At 54.4% G+C, this 18208-nt stretch carries 15 protein-coding genes; 13 read left to right on the top strand and 2 right to left on the bottom strand.

Annotated elements, in window-relative coordinates:
* Positions 1 to 53 precede the first annotated feature (53 nt).
* Positions 54 to 2078 (top strand): DNA helicase Rep, encoded by a 2025-nt coding sequence (gene rep, locus NQ842_RS01620; RefSeq protein ID WP_257256441.1) that lies wholly within the window; start codon positions 54 to 56, stop codon positions 2076 to 2078.
* Positions 2079 to 2129: 51 nt separating this feature from the next.
* Here rep and gppA read toward each other — a convergent pair whose 3' ends face one another.
* Entirely contained in the window at positions 2130 to 3614 is a 1485-nt protein-coding gene (gene gppA, locus NQ842_RS01625; RefSeq protein WP_014833728.1) for a guanosine-5'-triphosphate,3'-diphosphate diphosphatase, read from the bottom strand.
* Positions 3615 to 3620: 6 nt separating this feature from the next.
* Positions 3621 to 4886 carry an ATP-dependent RNA helicase RhlB gene (gene rhlB / locus NQ842_RS01630; RefSeq protein WP_063411897.1) on the bottom strand — a complete coding sequence of 422 codons (1266 nt, stop codon included), beginning with the start codon at positions 4884 to 4886 and terminating at the stop codon, positions 3621 to 3623.
* A 144-nt stretch (positions 4887 to 5030) separates the two neighbouring features.
* Between rhlB and trxA the strand changes: the two genes are divergently transcribed.
* The 12 genes from trxA (at position 5031) to wecG (ending at position 18051) form a co-directional block, all read left to right on the top strand.
* The gene (trxA, locus tag NQ842_RS01635; protein WP_004386384.1) at positions 5031 to 5360 is read left to right on the top strand and encodes a thioredoxin TrxA; all 330 of its coding nucleotides are present in this window, start codon (positions 5031 to 5033) and stop codon (positions 5358 to 5360) included.
* A 340-nt stretch (positions 5361 to 5700) separates the two neighbouring features.
* Positions 5701 to 6960 (top strand): transcription termination factor Rho, encoded by a 1260-nt coding sequence (gene rho, locus NQ842_RS01640; protein ID WP_001054528.1) that lies wholly within the window; start codon positions 5701 to 5703, stop codon positions 6958 to 6960.
* Positions 6961 to 7202: 242 nt separating this feature from the next.
* Complete coding sequence (gene wecA / locus NQ842_RS01645; protein WP_014833726.1) at positions 7203 to 8306, top strand: UDP-N-acetylglucosamine--undecaprenyl-phosphate N-acetylglucosaminephosphotransferase; 1104 nt, start codon at positions 7203 to 7205, stop codon at positions 8304 to 8306.
* 13 nt (positions 8307 to 8319) lie between these two features.
* On the top strand, positions 8320 to 9366 hold the full coding sequence (wzzE, locus tag NQ842_RS01650; RefSeq protein ID WP_014833725.1) for an ECA polysaccharide chain length modulation protein: 1047 nt from the start codon (positions 8320 to 8322) through the stop codon (positions 9364 to 9366).
* Positions 9367 to 9422: 56 nt separating this feature from the next.
* Entirely contained in the window at positions 9423 to 10553 is a 1131-nt protein-coding gene (wecB, locus tag NQ842_RS01655; RefSeq protein ID WP_014833724.1) for a non-hydrolyzing UDP-N-acetylglucosamine 2-epimerase, read from the top strand.
* Positions 10550 to 11812 carry a UDP-N-acetyl-D-mannosamine dehydrogenase gene (gene wecC / locus NQ842_RS01660; RefSeq protein WP_046889405.1) on the top strand — a complete coding sequence of 421 codons (1263 nt, stop codon included), beginning with the start codon at positions 10550 to 10552 and terminating at the stop codon, positions 11810 to 11812. The genes wecB and wecC overlap by 4 nt, the downstream gene beginning before the upstream one ends.
* Positions 11809 to 12486, top strand: coding sequence for a dTDP-4-amino-4,6-dideoxy-D-galactose acyltransferase (gene rffC / locus NQ842_RS01665; protein ID WP_046889406.1), 678 nt, complete (start codon positions 11809 to 11811; stop codon positions 12484 to 12486). The genes wecC and rffC overlap by 4 nt, the downstream gene beginning before the upstream one ends.
* Before the next feature lie 4 nt (positions 12487 to 12490).
* Positions 12491 to 13621 (top strand): dTDP-4-amino-4,6-dideoxygalactose transaminase, encoded by a 1131-nt coding sequence (gene rffA / locus NQ842_RS01670; RefSeq protein ID WP_014833721.1) that lies wholly within the window; start codon positions 12491 to 12493, stop codon positions 13619 to 13621.
* Between the two features lies 1 nt (position 13622).
* On the top strand, positions 13623 to 14873 hold the full coding sequence (gene wzxE, locus NQ842_RS01675; protein WP_257256442.1) for a lipid III flippase WzxE: 1251 nt from the start codon (positions 13623 to 13625) through the stop codon (positions 14871 to 14873).
* The gene (locus tag NQ842_RS01680; RefSeq protein WP_046889408.1) at positions 14870 to 15949 is read left to right on the top strand and encodes a TDP-N-acetylfucosamine:lipid II N-acetylfucosaminyltransferase; all 1080 of its coding nucleotides are present in this window, start codon (positions 14870 to 14872) and stop codon (positions 15947 to 15949) included. The genes wzxE and NQ842_RS01680 overlap by 4 nt, the downstream gene beginning before the upstream one ends.
* Complete coding sequence (wzyE, locus tag NQ842_RS01685; protein ID WP_014833719.1) at positions 15946 to 17298, top strand: ECA oligosaccharide polymerase; 1353 nt, start codon at positions 15946 to 15948, stop codon at positions 17296 to 17298. Before NQ842_RS01680 ends, wzyE begins: the two co-directional genes overlap by 4 nt.
* Positions 17299 to 17310: 12 nt before the next feature.
* The gene (gene wecG, locus NQ842_RS01690) at positions 17311 to 18051 is read left to right on the top strand and encodes a lipopolysaccharide N-acetylmannosaminouronosyltransferase (protein WP_063425626.1); all 741 of its coding nucleotides are present in this window, start codon (positions 17311 to 17313) and stop codon (positions 18049 to 18051) included.
* Positions 18052 to 18208 lie beyond the last annotated feature (157 nt).

Raw genomic sequence — 18208 nt, forward strand, 5'->3', positions numbered from 1 at the left:
CTATACTACCACGCTGTTATTCTCCCCTCCTGACTTTCATTGAGTGATCATTTATGCGTTTAAACCCCGGACAACAACAAGCTGTCGAATTTGTCACCGGACCGTGTCTGGTGCTGGCGGGGGCTGGCTCCGGTAAAACCCGAGTGATCACGAATAAAATTGCCCACCTGATCCGCGGCTGTGGGTATCAGGCCCGGCACATTGCGGCGGTGACCTTTACCAATAAAGCGGCGCGCGAGATGAAAGAGCGTGTCGGCCAGACGCTGGGGCGTAAAGAGGCGCGAGGCCTGATGATCTCCACGTTCCACACGCTGGGGCTGGATATCATCAAACGTGAATACGCGGCGCTGGGGATGAAATCCAACTTCTCGCTCTTCGACGACACCGATCAGGTGGCATTGCTTAAAGAGCTTACCGAGGGGCTGATCGAAGATGACAAAGTGCTGTTGCAGCAGCTGATCTCGACGATCTCCAACTGGAAAAACGATCTGATGACCCCCGCTCAGGCGGCGGCGAGCGCCAAAGGTGAGCGGGATCGGATCTTCGCTCACTGCTACGGTCTGTACGATGCACATATGAAAGCGTGTAACGTGCTGGATTTTGACGATCTGATCCTGCTGCCCACGCTGCTCCTGCAGCGTAATGAAGAGGTGCGTGAACGCTGGCAGAATAAGATCCGCTACCTGCTGGTGGATGAATACCAGGACACCAACACCAGTCAGTATGAGCTGGTGAAGCTGCTGGTGGGACAGCGTGCGCGTTTCACCGTGGTAGGCGATGATGACCAGTCAATCTACTCCTGGCGCGGTGCGCGTCCACAAAACCTGGTGCTGCTGAGCAAAGATTTTCCGGCGCTGCAGGTGATCAAGCTGGAACAGAACTACCGCTCCTCCGGGCGCATCCTGAAAGCGGCAAATATCCTGATTGCCAATAACCCGCACGTCTTCGAAAAACGCCTGTTCTCCGAACTTGGCTATGGCACAGAACTAAAAGTGCTCAGTGCCAACAACGAAGAGCATGAAGCGGAGCGCGTGACGGGCGAGCTGATTGCGCACCACTTCGTCAATAAAACGGAATATAAAGATTACGCGATCCTCTATCGCGGCAACCACCAGTCACGCGTCTTTGAAAAGATGCTGATGCAGAACCGCATCCCGTACAAAATTTCGGGTGGAACTTCGTTCTTCTCGCGGCCTGAAATCAAAGATCTGCTGGCCTATCTGCGCGTGCTGACTAACCCGGATGATGACAGCGCGTTTTTGCGTATCGTGAACACCCCGAAACGTGAAATTGGCCCGGCGACGCTGCAAAAGCTCGGAGAATGGGCGATGACGCGCAACAAAAGCCTGTTCACCGCGAGCTTTGACATGGGGCTGAGCCAGACGTTAACCGGGCGCGGCTATGATTCGTTAACCCGCTTTACCCACTGGCTTGGTAAAGTCCAGCGTCTGGCGGAGCGTGAACCGGTTGCCGCCGTTCGCGATCTGATCCACGGCATCGACTATGAATCCTGGCTGTATGAAACCTCTGCCAGCCCGAAGGCGGCGGAGATGCGCATGAAAAACGTTAACCAGCTGTTCAGCTGGATGACGGAAATGCTGGAAGGTTCTGAAATCGACGAGCCGATGACCCTGACCCAGGTCGTTACCCGCTTTACGCTGCGAGATATGATGGAGCGCGGTGAGAGCGAAGAGGAGGCCGATCAGGTACAGCTGATGACGCTGCATGCGTCAAAAGGGCTGGAATTCCCGTATGTCTATCTGGTCGGCATGGAAGAGGGCTTACTGCCGCACCAGAGCAGCATTGATGAAGATAACGTCGATGAAGAGCGTCGTCTGGCCTACGTGGGCATTACCCGTGCGCAGAAAGAGCTGACGTTCACGCTGTGCAAAGAGCGCAGACAGTACGGTGAACTGGTGCGCCCGGAACCGAGCCGTTTCTTGCTCGAACTGCCGCAGGACGATCTGATCTGGGAACAGGAACGCAAAGTCATTACCGCAGAAGAACGGATGCACAAAGGCCAGGCTAACGTCGCGAACATTCGCGCGATGCTGGCAAAAGCCAAAGAAAAGGGATAAGAATGTGCTGGCCGGGTATGGCGAAGCCGCCACCCGGCAATGTACAGCGTGTTATTTCACTTCAAGCGCCCAGTGCACATAGCTCTGCCACTGACACTCCTGCTCAATCATCTCTGCCCCAAGCGGGTGATTATCAATCCAGTGTTCCGGCAGCGTCAGCGACAGTCTTTCGTCATCCGCCACCAGACGAATGTTGGGCAGCAAATCATCGCGACGTCGGCTGGCAAACAGAATTGCCAGACGCAGCAGGCGACACAGATGCTCGGCCACGCGCGGCGGCACAGCGTTTTGCTGATGTAACGAGGAGAGGTCAACGGCGTTGGTCTGGTTCAGCAGTAACGTTGCCAGCAGTTTCTTTTGTGCCGGCGTGTAACCCGGCAGATCGAGATTACGCACCAGCCAGGCTGCGTGCAGCGGCGCCTGCTTATACTCGACGCTCAGACCAATTTCATGCAGCGCACAGGCACTTAGCAACAAATCGCGGCTTAAGGGTTCAATATCCCAGCTGTTCTTGACCTGATCGGCAAACAAAGAGGCCAGTTGTCCCACCCGTTGCGCTTGATCGGTATCGACAATAAAGCGGCGCTGTACGTTACGCAGAGTGCGGGTACGAATATCCTGATCAACTGAAAGATGCAGCATTCCGTAGACCAGACCTTCACGCAGCGCGCCGCCAGCCAGCGTCATACACTGGATGTTCAGTTCGGTAAAAATGGCGATCAAAATGGCCAGACCACTCGGGAAGACCAGCGCGCGTTCCAGCGTCAGGCCCTCTATCTCCAGCTCTTCCAGACGACCACACTGAATCGCACGCTGTTTCAGCTGCTGGAGTTTGGTCAGCGTGATCCGCTCGTCCATCCCCTGGGCCATCATGATTTCCTGCAACGCCTGCACGGTACCTGAAGCACCTACGCAGACTTTCCAGCCGTGATAGCGCAGTTCGTCCATCACCGGACGTAACACCTCGCGGGCAGCATTTTCCGCTTCATCGAAGTTCTCTTTGCCCAGATTTCGGTCAGCAAAGTAGCGCTCAAGCCAGGTCACACAGCCCATCGACAGGCTGAACAGCGAAGTCGCCTGCGCACCCGTGCCGGTGACGAGCTCGGTGCTGGCACCCCCGATATCCACGACCAGACGGCGATCGTCGCCCCCCGTCGTGTGCGCAACCCCCTGATAGATCAGACGCGCTTCTTCTTCACCGCTGATAACCTGAACCGGGCACCCGAGAATTTCCTGCGCTTTGGCAATAAAATCCACGGCATTTACTGCCAGGCGCAGCGTCGCGGTGGCGACAACGGTAATTTGCGAATGGGGGATATCCTGCAGGCGTTCGGCAAAGAGACGCAGACACTGCCAGCCACGTTCCATGGCTTCGGGAGAGAGATAATTATCGCTGCTCAGGCCCGCCGCGAGGCGGACCTTGCGCTTAATGCGCGTCAGCGTTTGTATGCTTCCCGCCACCTCGCGCACAACCAGCATATGAAAACTATTCGAACCGAGATCAATTGCCGCATAAAGCGAGGTGGAGCTGAGCATATTTTCTTAACCTGAACGACGACGATTACGCGGTGCGCCAGAACGACGCGGGCCATTACCGGAGCGGGCGCGGGTAAGGCGCTTAGGCGGCGGCAGTTCGCTTAACAGCGCATCCGGATTGTATTTACTCTGTGGAATAGAGTGACCAATGTAGGTCTCAATCGCCGGAAGATTCAGCGCGTATTCTTCACACGCAAGGCTAATAGAGTGACCGCTTGCGCCCGCACGACCAGTACGACCAATGCGGTGTACGTAATCTTCGCAGTCATCCGGCAGGTCATAGTTGAAGACGTGCGTGACGGCGGGAATGTGCAGACCACGTGCTGCCACGTCAGTTGCGACCAGAATATCAAGATCGCCACGGGTAAATTCGTCGAGAATACGCAGGCGTTTTTTCTGTGCGACATCGCCGGTCAGCAGACCCACACGGTGACCATCCGCAGCCAGATGGCCCCAGATATCTTCACAGCGGTGTTTCGTGTTCGCGAAGATAATGGCGCGATCTGGCCACTCTTCTTCGATCAGCGTCTGCAGCAGGCGCATTTTCTCTTCATTGGAGGGATAGAAGAGCTCTTCTTTAATGCGGTGACCTGTTTTCTGCTCCGGTTCCACTTCCACATATTCGGCGTTGTTCATCTGCTCGAACGCCAGCTCGCGTACGCGATAAGAAAGGGTCGCGGAGAACAGCATGTTCAGACGCTGATTTGCCGGCGGCATGCGACGGAACAGCCAGCGGATGTCTTTAATGAAGCCCAGATCGTACATGCGGTCGGCTTCATCCAGCACCACAACCTGGATTGCGCCAAGGTTAATGTGGTTCTGTTTTGCATAGTCGATAAGACGGCCAGTGGTTCCGATCAGGATATCCACGCCGCTTTCCAGCACTTTCAGCTGCTTATCGTAGCCATCGCCGCCGTAAGCCAGGCCGATCTTCAGGCCAGTCGCCTGCGTTAGGGGGTCAGCGTCTGCGTGGATCTGTACCGCCAGTTCTCGCGTCGGAGCCATGATAAGCGCGCGCGGCTGGTTAACTTTGCGGTCTGCAATCGCTGGATGAGAAAGTAAATAATGAAACGTTGACGTTAAAAACGCCATCGTTTTGCCAGTACCGGTTTGCGCCTGCCCTGCTACATCACGACCGGCCAGCGTCAGCGGCAGGGCGAGAGCCTGAATGGGCGTGCAGTTATGAAACCCTTTATTTTCAAGGGCTTCAATCACTTTTGGGTGCAGGGCGAAGTCGGAAAACTTCTGTTCTGTTAAATGTGTTTTGCTCATAGTGTGGTAGAATATCAGCTTACTATTGCTTTACGAAAGCGTATCCGGTGAAATAAAGTCAACCTTTAGTTGGTTAATGCGACATCAACACGTCGTTGATGAAGGCGAAACCAACGCACCAGGCTTATTCCTGTGGAGTTATATATGAGCGATAAAATTATTCACCTGACTGACGACAGTTTTGACACGGACGTACTTAAGGCTGACGGGCTGACCCTCGTCGATTTCTGGGCTGAATGGTGTGGTCCTTGCAAAATGATCGCCCCGATTCTGGATGAGATCGCTGACGAATATCAGGGCAAACTGACCGTTGCCAAGCTGAACATCGACCAGAACCCGGGCACCGCGCCAAAATACGGTATCCGTGGCATCCCGACCCTGCTGCTGTTCAAAAATGGCGAAGTGGCGGCGACCAAAGTGGGCGCACTGTCCAAAGGTCAACTGAAAGAGTTCCTCGACGCTAACCTGGCGTAAGGTTTCTCCGCTGCGCGTCCAGAGTCCTAAATGATCTGCAACTCTGGACGCCCGGCTTAAGTCGTGCTAAGTTAGCTATGACTTCGTTTTAAACATATCTTGTTGTTTGAATCTTGTTTTACCCGAAACTTCCCGTTGTTAACATAAACAGTGCGTGAAGTGGCTAAATTCCGGGCTTGTCACTCAATCCGTCTTGTCGTTTCAGATCTGCGTTCTTTCCCTGTGACCAGACAGCGAACAGACATGAGTTGATGGCCGCTAAACAGGCATGGATGACCCTGCCATACCATTCACAACATTAAGTTCGAGAATCACCCCGAGTTTAAGAACCCACACCATTATGAATCTTACCGAATTAAAGAATACGCCGGTTTCTGAGCTGATCACTCTCGGCGAAAATATGGGACTGGAAAACCAGGCTCGTATGCGCAAGCAGGACATCATTTTCGCCATCCTGAAGCAGCACGCTAAGAGTGGCGAAGATATCTTTGGCGACGGTGTGCTGGAGATATTGCAAGACGGATTTGGTTTCCTCCGCTCTGCAGACAGCTCCTACCTCGCCGGCCCTGACGACATCTACGTATCCCCCAGCCAAATCCGCCGTTTCAACCTCCGCACTGGTGACACCATTTCAGGTAAGATTCGTCCTCCAAAAGAGGGTGAACGCTACTTTGCGCTGTTGAAAGTTAACGAAGTTAACTACGACAAACCGGAAAACTCGCGTAATAAGATCCTCTTTGAGAACTTAACGCCTCTTCACGCGAACTCTCGTCTGCGTATGGAGCGTGGTAACGGTTCTACCGAAGACTTAACCGCACGCGTTCTGGATCTGGCTTCGCCAATTGGTCGTGGTCAACGTGGTCTGATTGTGGCACCGCCAAAAGCGGGTAAAACCATGCTGCTGCAGAATATCGCGCAGAGCATTGCCTACAACCATCCTGACTGTGTGCTCATGGTACTGCTGATTGACGAGCGTCCGGAAGAAGTGACCGAGATGCAGCGTCTGGTGAAGGGTGAAGTTGTGGCTTCTACCTTTGACGAGCCGGCATCCCGTCACGTTCAGGTTGCGGAAATGGTGATCGAGAAGGCGAAACGCCTGGTTGAGCACAAGAAAGACGTTATCATTCTGCTCGACTCCATCACCCGTCTGGCGCGTGCCTACAACACCGTGGTCCCGGCTTCCGGTAAAGTACTGACCGGTGGTGTGGATGCTAACGCCCTGCATCGTCCTAAGCGCTTCTTCGGTGCTGCACGTAATGTGGAAGAGGGCGGTAGCCTGACCATCATCGCGACGGCGCTGATCGATACCGGCTCCAAAATGGACGAAGTTATCTACGAAGAGTTTAAAGGGACAGGCAACATGGAACTGCACCTCTCTCGTAAGATTGCGGAAAAACGTGTCTTCCCGGCTATCGACTACAACCGCTCCGGTACCCGTAAGGAAGAGCTGCTCACCACTCAGGAAGAGCTGCAGAAAATGTGGATCCTGCGCAAAATCATCCATCCGATGGGTGAAATCGACGCAATGGAGTTCCTCATTAACAAACTGGCGATGACCAAAACCAACGACGATTTCTTCGACATGATGAAGCGCTCGTAACGCAAATAAAGCCAGTGAACGCCACGTTTTTACGTGGCGTTTTTCTTTTATGGACTATACGCTATTACCACACACTCCCAATTTTGACCGGTCGGTGCGACAATAGGACCGTTTGTACAGTCAAAGAAATAATTGATTGAAAAATATACAAAGGGAGTTGTAAGAAGCCACCTTTAATACTTCTGAGGCGGAGACTTCATGGTTATACTTCCGGGACTAACATTTGTTGAGAGCAATCCATTGTGAATCTACTCACCGCCGTAACTGAGCTGATCAGTATTTTTTTATTCACAACCTGTTTTTTGTTCATTGCGCGTAAGGTGGCAAAAAGAATAGGGTTGGTGGATAAACCTAATTTTCGTAAACGTCATCAGGGACTTATTCCTCTGGTGGGAGGGATTTCTGTTTACGCTGGCATTTGTTTCACGTTTGGCATTGCGGATTATTATATTCCACACGCCGCCCTCTATCTTGCCTGTGCGGGTGTCCTGGTTCTCGTTGGGGCACTGGATGACCGATTCGATATCGCGGTGAAGATCCGCGCCACCGTCCAGGCGGCGATTGGCGTGATTATGATGGTCGTTGGCGGACTTTACCTGAGAAGCCTCGGTTATGTGTTTGGCCCCTGGGAGTTAGTCCTGGGTCCATTTGGCTTCTTCCTGACGCTGTTTGCTGTCTGGGCTGCGATTAACGCTTTCAACATGGTGGACGGTATTGACGGTCTGCTCGGCGGGTTGTCTTCGGTTTCCTTTGCCGCTATCGGCATCATTCTCTGGTTTGATGGTCAGTACAGTTTGTCAATGTGGTGCTTCGCCATGATTGCCGCCATCCTGCCTTATATTCTCCTGAACCTCGGTGCGCTGGGGCGTCGCTATAAAGTCTTTATGGGTGATGCGGGCAGTACACTCATTGGTTTTACGGTTATCTGGATTTTGCTGGAAACCACGCAGGGTAAAACTCATCCGATTAGCCCTGTGACGGCCTTGTGGATCATTGCCATCCCATTAATGGATATGGTGGCGATTATGTATCGCCGTCTGCGTAAAGGAATGAGTCCTTTCTCTCCCGACCGTCAGCATATTCATCATCTCATCATGCGCGCGGGCTTTACCTCTCGTCAGGCGTTTGTCCTGATTACCCTTGCCGCTGCTATTCTGGCCGCGATTGGCGTCGCTGCAGAATATGCGCATTTCATTCCAGAATGGGTAATGTTGGTATTATTCTTGCTTGCGTTTTTCCTGTACGGCTACTGCATCAAGCGCGCATGGAAAGTGGCGCGATTCATTAAACGTCTTAAACGCAGGATGCGTCGTAACAATGACAAAAACACAACATTAACTAAGTAAAACCGGGACTATGATGACTCAACCGTTGGCGGGAGCGAAATCAGTGGTAACTGAGAATGAACTGGATATTCGGGGTTTGTTTCGCGTGTTATGGGCAGGCAAACTTTGGATTGCGGGGATCGCGCTGGGGTTCGCACTGTTAGCGCTGGCCTACACCTTCTTTGCAAAACAAGAGTGGAGCGCCACGGCAATTACAGACAGACCAACGGTTAACATGCTTGGCGGGTTTTATTCCCAGCAGCAGTTCCTGCGTAACCTGGATATCAAGGCGAATCTGGCGACGCCCGATCAGGTTTCCGTCATGGATGAGGCGTATAAAGAGTTTGTGATGCAACTGGCCTCCTGGGACACGCGTCGTGATTTCTGGAGCCAGACGGACTATTACAAGCAACGCATGGTGGGCAACAGTAAAGCGGATGCTGCGTTTTTGGATGACCTGATAAACAACATTCAGTTTATGCCGGGAGATGCGCTGCGTAACGTTAATGATAGCGTCAAACTGATAGCGGAAACGGCACCGGATGCCAATAATCTGTTGCGTCAGTATGTGGCTTTTGCCAGCCAGCGTGCCGCAAGCCATCTTAATGAAGAGCTTAAAGGCGCCTGGGCGGCCCGTACCATCCAGATGAAAGCCCAGGTAAAACGTCAGGAAGAGGTGGCACAAGCCATTTTCTCTCGCCGCGTACACAATATTGAGCAGGCGCTGAAAATTGCAGAGCAGCACAATATTTCCCGCAGCGAAACGGATGTCCCGGCGGATGAACTGCCTGATTCTGAAATGTTCCTGCTTGGTCGTCCCATGCTGCAGGCACGTCTGGAAAACCTTCAGGCCGTTGGCCCTGATTTTGACCTCGACTACGATCAAAACCGCGCCATGCTCAACACCCTGAATGTCGGTCCAACGCTGGACCCGCGTTTTCAGACCTATCGTTATTTGCGAACGCCTGAAGAACCTGTAAAACGCGATAGTCCGCGTCGTGCATTCCTGATGATCATGTGGGGGATTGTAGGCGCACTGACGGGCGCTGGCGTGGCGTTAATACGTCGTCGCACAAATTAAGAACGCCGTCTACGATGAAGGCTACGGCCTTCATCGCCTAATCGAAGAGAATCGATGTGAAAGTACTTACCGTATTTGGCACCAGGCCGGAGGCCATCAAGATGGCCCCTCTGGTGCATGCGCTGGCCAGCGATCCTGATATTGAAGCGAAAGTGTGCGTGACTGCGCAACACCGGGAGATGCTTGATCAGGTCTTAACGCTCTTTTCCATCGTCCCGGATTACGACCTCAATATTATGAAGCCGGGGCAGGGATTAACGGAGATAACCTGCCGTATTCTGCAAGAGCTTAAGCCCATTCTGGAATCCTTTAAGCCTGATGTCGTGCTGGTGCATGGCGACACCACCACCACCGTGGCAACCAGTCTGGCGGCGTTTTATCAACGTATTCCTGTCGGCCACGTTGAAGCGGGCCTGCGTACCGGCAACCTTTACTCGCCGTGGCCGGAAGAAGCTAACCGTACGCTCACCGGGCATCTGGCGATGTACCACTTTGCACCCACCGAAAATTCGCGCCAGAACCTGCTGCGTGAAAATATCGCTGACAAAAAAATCTTTGTGACAGGCAATACGGTTATCGATGCCCTGATTTGGGTACGTGACCGCGTACTGTCAAATGACGATCTCCAGCGTGAACTCGCTGCGCGCTATCCGTTTTTGAACAACGGTAAAAAAACCATTCTGGTCACCGGTCACCGTCGTGAGAGCTTTGGCCGGGGTTTCGAGCAAATCTGTCATGCGCTGGCTGAAATCGCTGCGCAAAATGAAGACGTGCAGATTGTCTATCCGGTGCATCTCAACCCTAACGTCAGCGAGCCGGTCAACCGCATACTGGGGCATGTTGAAAATGTCCTTCTGATTGAGCCGCAGGATTACATGCCGTTTGTCTGGCTGATGAACCATGCCTGGCTGATCCTCACCGATTCAGGTGGTATTCAGGAAGAGGCGCCTTCCCTTGGCAAGCCGGTGCTGGTGATGCGTGAAACCACCGAGCGTCCGGAAGCGGTAAAAGCGGGCACGGTGCGTCTGGTCGGCACGGATAAGCAGCGCATCGTCGATGAAGTGACGCGTCTGTTGCACGACGAAGAAGCGTATCAGGCGATGAGCCGGGCCCATAACCCGTACGGTGATGGGCTGGCTTGTGGCCGTATTTTGCATGCACTTAAACACAATCGGGTATCGCTATGAGTTTTACTACCATCTCTGTCATTGGTCTTGGCTACATTGGCTTGCCTACTGCGGCAGCCTTTGCCTCCCGTCAAAAACAGGTTGTAGGCGTGGACATCAACGCGCGCGCGGTGGAAACCATTAACCGTGGCGAAATCCATATTGTGGAGCCCGATCTCGACCGCGTGGTCAAAGAGGCCGTTGATGGGGGATTCCTGCGCGCCAGTACCACGCCGGTTGAAGCCGATGCTTATCTCATCGCTGTGCCGACGCCATTTAAAGGCGACCATGAGCCCGACATGGTCTACGTCGAGGCCGCTGCGAAATCTATTGCACCTGTGCTGAAGAAAGGGGCGCTGGTGATCCTGGAGTCCACGTCTCCGGTTGGAGCAACCGAGCAGATGGCACAATGGCTGGCAGAAGCCCGGCCTGATTTAAGCTTCCCGCAGCAGGCGGGAGAACAGGCCGATATCAATATCGCCTATTGTCCGGAGCGCGTGCTGCCGGGGCAGGTCATGGTCGAACTGATTAAAAACGACCGCGTGATTGGCGGTATGACGCCTGTTTGTTCCGCTCGTGCCAGCGCGCTGTACAAGATTTTCCTCGAAGGCGAATGCGTGGTGACCAACTCCCGTACCGCCGAAATGTGCAAACTGACGGAAAACAGTTTCCGCGACGTGAACATCGCTTTTGCCAATGAACTGTCGCTGATCTGCGCCGATCAGGGGATTAACGTCTGGGAGTTAATCAGCCTGGCGAATCGCCATCCACGCGTTAACATTCTGCAGCCAGGCCCTGGCGTGGGCGGTCACTGTATCGCCGTCGACCCATGGTTTATCGTGGCGCAAAATCCGGATCAGGCTCGTCTGATCCGCACCGCGCGTGAAGTCAACGACAGCAAGCCACACTGGGTCCTGAACCAGGTTAAAACCACGGTAGCAGATTGTCTGTCTGAGAGCGGCAAACGGGCCAGCGAATTGAAAATTGCCTGCTTTGGCCTGGCGTTCAAACCCAACATCGACGATCTGCGCGAAAGCCCGGCAATGGAAATTGCTGAGATGATTGCCCAATGGCACACGGGCGAAACGCTGGTGGTCGAGCCGAATATTCATGAACTGCCGGCAAAACTGGCGGGGCACTGCACGCTTACCGCGCTGGATGACGCGCTGACCACGGCGGACGTACTGGTGCTGCTGGTGGATCATAAAGAGTTTAAAGCGACTCCCGCTCATGCCGTTCAGCAGCGTTACGTTGTTGATACCAAAGGTGTCTGGCGTTGATCAACCTGAACGGGACGCTTGAGTCCCTTGAGTGGGAGAGCCAGTTTTTTGGCCTGCCTTCAGCCATTCTGCGCCTGCGCGAAACGGCACCGGCACTGACTGACGCCGACTTTCGCGTCTGGCAGCGGGTACAGGCGAAGATCCCGGCGGAGCGTGCTGATCTGCTGGATGCGCTTCAGCAACACGGATTTCAGCTGGTGGAAGGTGAAGTTGATCTTGCCATTACGCTAACCCGGCATGAGGCGCCAGGCGCGGAGATCGCAACTGAGCAGGATATCCCGGTACTGCGCGAAATGGCGGCGCAGGCGTTTGCCCGCAGCCGCTTTCGTGCCCCCTGGTATGCTCCTGAAGACAGCGGACGTTTCTATGCCCAGTGGATTGAAAATGCGGTAAAGGGGACGTTTGATCATGTTTGTCTGGTGTTCCGCGCGGCGGACGGCCCGATCCAGGGCTTTGTTTCGCTTCGCAAGCTCAACGAGCGCGAGGCGCGTATCGGCTTATTAGCCGGGCGGGGTATGGGCGAGAAACTCATGCAGGCGGCGCTACACTGGGCGCAGCAGCAACAGGTCTCGACGCTGCGGGTGGCGACCCAGATGGGCAACACCGCTGCGCTTAAACGTTATATTGCGAGTGGTGCTAACATCGACGCCACCGCCTACTGGTTATACAGGTGACAAGATGATTCCATTTAACGCACCACCCGTCGTGGGAACCGAACTCGACTATATGCAGTCTGCTATGGGCAGCGGCAAACTCTGCGGTGATGGTGGGTTTACCCGTCGCTGCCAGCAGTGGATGGAACAGCGTTTTCACAGCGCTAAAGTGCTGCTGACCCCTTCCTGTACGGCATCGCTGGAAATGGCTGCGCTGCTGCTGGATATTCAGCCCGGTGATGAAGTGATTATGCCGAGCTACACCTTCGTCTCCACGGCGAACGCGTTTGTGTTACGCGGGGCGAAAATCGTCTTTGTGGATATTCGCCCGGACACCATGAATATCGATGAAACGCTGATTGAAGCGGCGATCACTGATAAAACGCGGGCGATTGTTCCGGTCCATTACGCGGGCGTGGCCTGTGAAATGGACACCATTATGGCGATCGCGAAAAAGCATAACCTGTTTGTGGTGGAAGATGCCGCTCAGGGCGTGATGTCTACCTACAAAGGACGCGCGCTCGGCACCATCGGCCATATCGGCTGCTTTAGCTTCCACGAAACCAAAAACTACACCGCAGGTGGTGAAGGCGGCGCGACGCTGATCAACGACCGCGCGCTGGTTGAGCGTGCGGAAGTGATCCGCGAAAAAGGCACCAACCGCAGCCAGTTCTTCCGTGGCCAGGTTGATAAGTACACCTGGCGCGATATCGGCTCAAGCTATCTGATGGCGGATCTGCAGGCGGCGTACCTGTGGGCACAGCTGGAAGCGGCAGAGCGCATTAACCTGCAGCGTCTGTCCCTGTGGCAAACCTATTACGACGCGCTGGCACCGCTGGCAAAAGCCGGGCGTATTGCGCTGCCGACCATTCCGGCAGACTGCGTCCACAATGCCCATATGTTCTACATCAAATTGCGCGATAACGACGATCGCAGCAAGCTGATTGCCTGGCTGAAAGAGGCGGAGATTATGGCGGTGTTCCACTACATTCCGCTGCACTCCAGCCCGGCCGGTGAAGCGTTCGGGACATTCGCGGGTGAAGACCGTTACACCACGAAAGAAAGTGAGCGTTTGCTTCGCTTGCCACTGTTCTACAACCTCGCGCCAGTTAATCAGCGCACGGTGATTAATACCCTTCTGAGCTATTTCGGCTGATATGTCTCTGGCAAAAGCATCGGTGTGGACCGCCGCGTCCACACTTGTCAAAATTGGCGCCGGGCTGCTGGTCGTCAAGCTGTTAGCCGTCTCATTCGGCCCTTCAGGAGTGGGTCTGGCGGGCAATTTCCGCCAGCTTGTCACCGTCCTTGGGGTATTGGCCGGGGCCGGGATCTTTAACGGCGTCACGAAATACGTTGCACAGCATCAGGACGACGCGGCGCAGCTGCGCAAAGTTGTCGGCACATCGTCGGCGATGGTGTTAGGTTTCTCGACTCTGCTGGCCGCGGTGTTTCTGCTGGCGGCGGCCCCCATTAGCCAGGGGCTGTTTGGACACACGCATTATGAAGGGCTGGTGCGTCTGATCGCTCTGGTTCAGATGGGGATCGCGTGGGCTAACCTGCTGCTGGCGCTGATGAAAGGGTTTCGTGATGCTGCCGGGAACGCGCTTGCGCTGATCCTGGGCAGCGTCATTGGTGTTATCGCCTATTACTTTTGCTATCGTCTGGGCGGGTATGAAGGTGCGCTGCTGGGTCTGGCGCTGGTACCTGCGTTAGTGGTCGTTCCGGCGCCGTTTATGCTGATGCGTCGGGGTGTTATCCCTTTAAGCTACCTGAAACCGCAATGGGACAAAGTCCTGGCGGGCCAGCTTGGCAAATTTACGCTGATGGCGCTCATTACCTCTGTGACGCTGCCGGTGGCCTACGTGATGATGCGAAACCAGCTGGCGGCGCATTACAGCTGGGATGAGGTGGGGATTTGGCAGGGTGTCAGCAGCATTTCTGACGCCTACCTCCAATTTATAACGGCTTCCTTTAGCGTCTGGTTGCTGCCAACCTTATCGCGTCTGAGCTCCCGACAGGATATTACCCGCGAGATTGCCCGTTCGCTACGTTTTGTGCTTCCCGCCGTGGCGGCGGCCAGTTTTACCGTGTGGTTATTGCGTGATGTCGCCATCTGGCTGCTCTTTTCGGCGAAATTCATCGCCATGCGCGATCTGTTTGCCTGGCAACTGGTGGGGGATGTGCTGAAAGTAGGCGCTTACGTTTTCGGGTATCTGGTGATTGCGAAAGCCTCGCTGCGTTTGTATATCCTGGCGGAGATCAGCCAGTTTACGCTCCTGACGGCGTTCTCACACTGGCTGATCCCGGCACACGGTGCGCTGGGGGCGGCTCAGGCCTATATGGCAACCTATATCGTTTATTTCGCTGCCTGTTGCGGCGTATTTTTACTTTGGCGTAAACGCGCATGACTGCACTGATTCACATACTGGGATCGGATATCCCACACCATAACCAGACCGTTTTGCGGTTCTTCAATGATGAGCTGGCACCGGGGGATCCCGATGCGCGCGAGTTTATGGTTGCAGGCCAGGATAAGGGTCTGAGCGAGGCGTGCCCGGCGCTAACTCTCACTTTCTGGCCGGATAAAGCCGCACTGGCGAAGGCGGTTGTCGCCAAAGCGAAGGCGGATCGTGAGCAGCGCTTCTTCTTCCATGGACAATTTAATACCGGTCTGTGGCTGGCTCTTTTGAGCGGCGGGATTAAACCTTCCCAGTGCAGCTGGCATATCTGGGGAGCCGATCTCTATGAAGTCTCCCGCGGCTGGAAATTCCGACTGTTCTACCCGCTACGGCGTATGGCGCAGGGCCGCGTTGGCCGTGTATTTGCCACTCGTGGCGATCTCAATTACTTTGCGAAACAACACCCCAACGTTCGCGGTGAGCTGCTCTATTTCCCGACACGCATGAACCCGGCGTTGAATAACATGGCAAACGATACGCCGCGTGAGGGCAAACTGACGATTCTGGTAGGCAACTCCGGCGATCGCAGCAACGAGCATATTGCTGCGCTGAAGGCGGTACATCAGCAGTTTGGCGACACGGTGAATGTCGTTGTGCCGATGGGCTATCCGGCCAATAATGATGCTTATATCACTGACGTTCGTCAGCAGGCTCTGTCGCTGTTTAGCCCGGAGAATGTGAATATCCTGTGCGATAAGCTGGAATTTGATGACTATCTGGCGCTGCTTCGTCAGTGCGATCTCGGCTATTTCATCTTTGCCCGCCAGCAGGGGATTGGTACGCTGTGTCTGCTGATTCAGGCTGGCGTTCCGTGTGTGCTTAATCGCGATAACCCCTTCTGGCAGGATATGGCTGAGCAACACATTCCGGTGCTGTTCACCACGGATACCCTGAATGTGGAGGTGGTACGCGAAGCCCAGCGTCAGCTGGCGCTGGTGGATAAAAGTACCATCGATTTCTTTAGCCCGAACTACCTTACGCCGTGGCACCGTGCGCTGCGTATCGCTTCAGGAGACAACGCATGAGCCAGTTGCAATTCAGCGGCTTGTTAGTGGTATGGCTTCTGAGCACCTTATTCATCGCCACACTGACCTGGTTTGAGTTCCGCCGCGTGCGTTTTAACTTTAACGTCTTCTTCTCGTTACTGTTTCTTCTGACCTTCTTCTTCGGATTTCCACTGACCAGCATTCTGGTTTTCCGTTTTGACGTGAGCGTTGCGCCGCCGGAGATCCTGCTCCAGGCGCTATTGTCGGCGACCTGCTTTTATGCGGTGTACTACGTCACCTATAAAACGCGTCTGCGTGCGGTGAAAGCGAGTGCGCCGCGTCGTCCGCTTTTCACCATGAACCGGGTGGAGACCCATCTGACGTGGGTGATGCTGATGACCATCGCGCTGGTCAGCGTGGGGATCTTCTTCATGCATAACGGCTTTTTGCTGTTTAAGCTGCACTCCTACAGCCAGATTTTTTCTGCCGAAGTTTCGGGCGTGGCGCTTAAGCGCTTCTTCTATTTCTTCATCCCGGCAATGCTGGTGATCTTTTTCCTGCGCCAGGACAGTAAGGCCTGGCTCTTCTTCCTGGTGAGCACGGTCGCCTTTGGTTTCCTGACCTACATGATTGTGGGGGGGACGCGCGCCAACATTATTATCGCCTTTGCGATCTTCCTGTTTATCGGCATCATTCGCGGGTGGATCTCCCTGTGGATGCTGGCGGCAGCGGGCGTGTTTGGCATTGTGGGGATGTTCTGGCTGGCCCTGAAGCGCTACGGGTTGAACGTGGCCGGTGACGAAGCGTTTTACACCTTCCTGTATCTCACGCGCGATACCTTCTCGCCGTGGGAAAACCTCGCTTTACTGCTGCAAAACTACGACAAGATCGATTTTCAGGGGCTGGCGCCCATTGTGCGTGACTTCTATGTCTTTATCCCATCGTGGCTATGGCCTGATCGTCCAGGTGCCGTGCTCAATACGGCGAACTACTTTACCTGGGAAGTGCTGAACAACCATTCTGGTCTGGCTATCTCCCCCACGCTGATTGGTTCGCTGGTGGTGATGGGCGGAAGCTGGTTTATTCTGCCGGGCGCGGTGGTGGTAGGGCTGATTATCAAATGGTTTGACTGGCTCTACGTACTTGGCAATGAAGAGACTAACCGCTACAAGGCCGCCATTTTGCACAGTTTCTGCTTTGGTGCCATTTTCAATATGATCGTTCTGGCGCGCGAGGGTCTGGATTCATTTGTCTCGCGTGTGGTTTTCTTCATGGTCGTTTTCGGCGTCTGTCTGCTGCTGGCCAAGCTGCTGTACTGGCTGTTTGACAGTGCAGGACTCGTGCATAAGCGCGAGCCACAGGGCAGCAGAACGCTATCGCAAGTCTGAGTAAGGATAGTCATGACCGACACAACCTCTGCACCGCGCTACGCGCTTCGTGGCCTGCAGCTTATTGGCTGGCGCGATATGCAACACGCGCTGGATTTTCTCTTTGCTGGCGGCCAGATGAAATCCGGTACGCTGGTCGCCATCAATGCGGAAAAGATGCTGGCGGTAGAAGATAACGCGGAAGTCAGAAGCCTGATAGACGCCGCCGAGTTTAAATACGCGGACGGTATCAGCGTGGTGCGCTCCATCCGCAAAAAGTTTCCTGGCGCTAATGTTTCTCGCGTCGCGGGGGCCGATCTCTGGGAGCAGCTGATGGCACGGGCAGGAGCAGAAGGTACGCCAGTGTTTCTGATTGGCGGTAAGCCTGAGGTTCTGGCACAGACCGAACAAAAGCTGCGACATCAGTGGAATGTTAATATTGTGGGCAGTCAGGACGGTTACTTTAAGCCGGAGGACCGGCAGGCGCTGTTTGACCGCGTGCGCGACAGCGGGGCGAAAATCGTCACCGTGGCGATGGGCTCACCGCGCCAGGAAATTCTGATGCGTGATTGTCGTCTGGTTTGCCCTGATGCCCTCTATATGGGCGTCGGCGGGACCTATGACGTTTTCACTGGCCATGTAAAACGTGCGCCGAAGGTATGGCAAAATCTTGGACTGGAGTGGCTGTACCGCCTGCTGTCGCAGCCGACACGTATTAAACGCCAGCTCCGTCTGCTGCGTTATCTCGCCTGGCATTACACCGGGAAAATGTAATCAAAATGTAGCGCGATATGCTATTCGCGCTGCAACTCCCCTGCAAAACTGCTGCGAATCTGTGCAATGCATTTATTTTTTTAATGCATCGTTTGCCATTTTGCAGAATTTAAGAAACCATTCGCACCGTATTTTAGTACCCCTAAAAAACAATACC

The organism is Enterobacter cloacae complex sp. R_G8 (assembly GCF_024599795.1).
Taxonomy (GTDB): Bacteria; Pseudomonadota; Gammaproteobacteria; order Enterobacterales; family Enterobacteriaceae; genus Enterobacter; species Enterobacter dissolvens.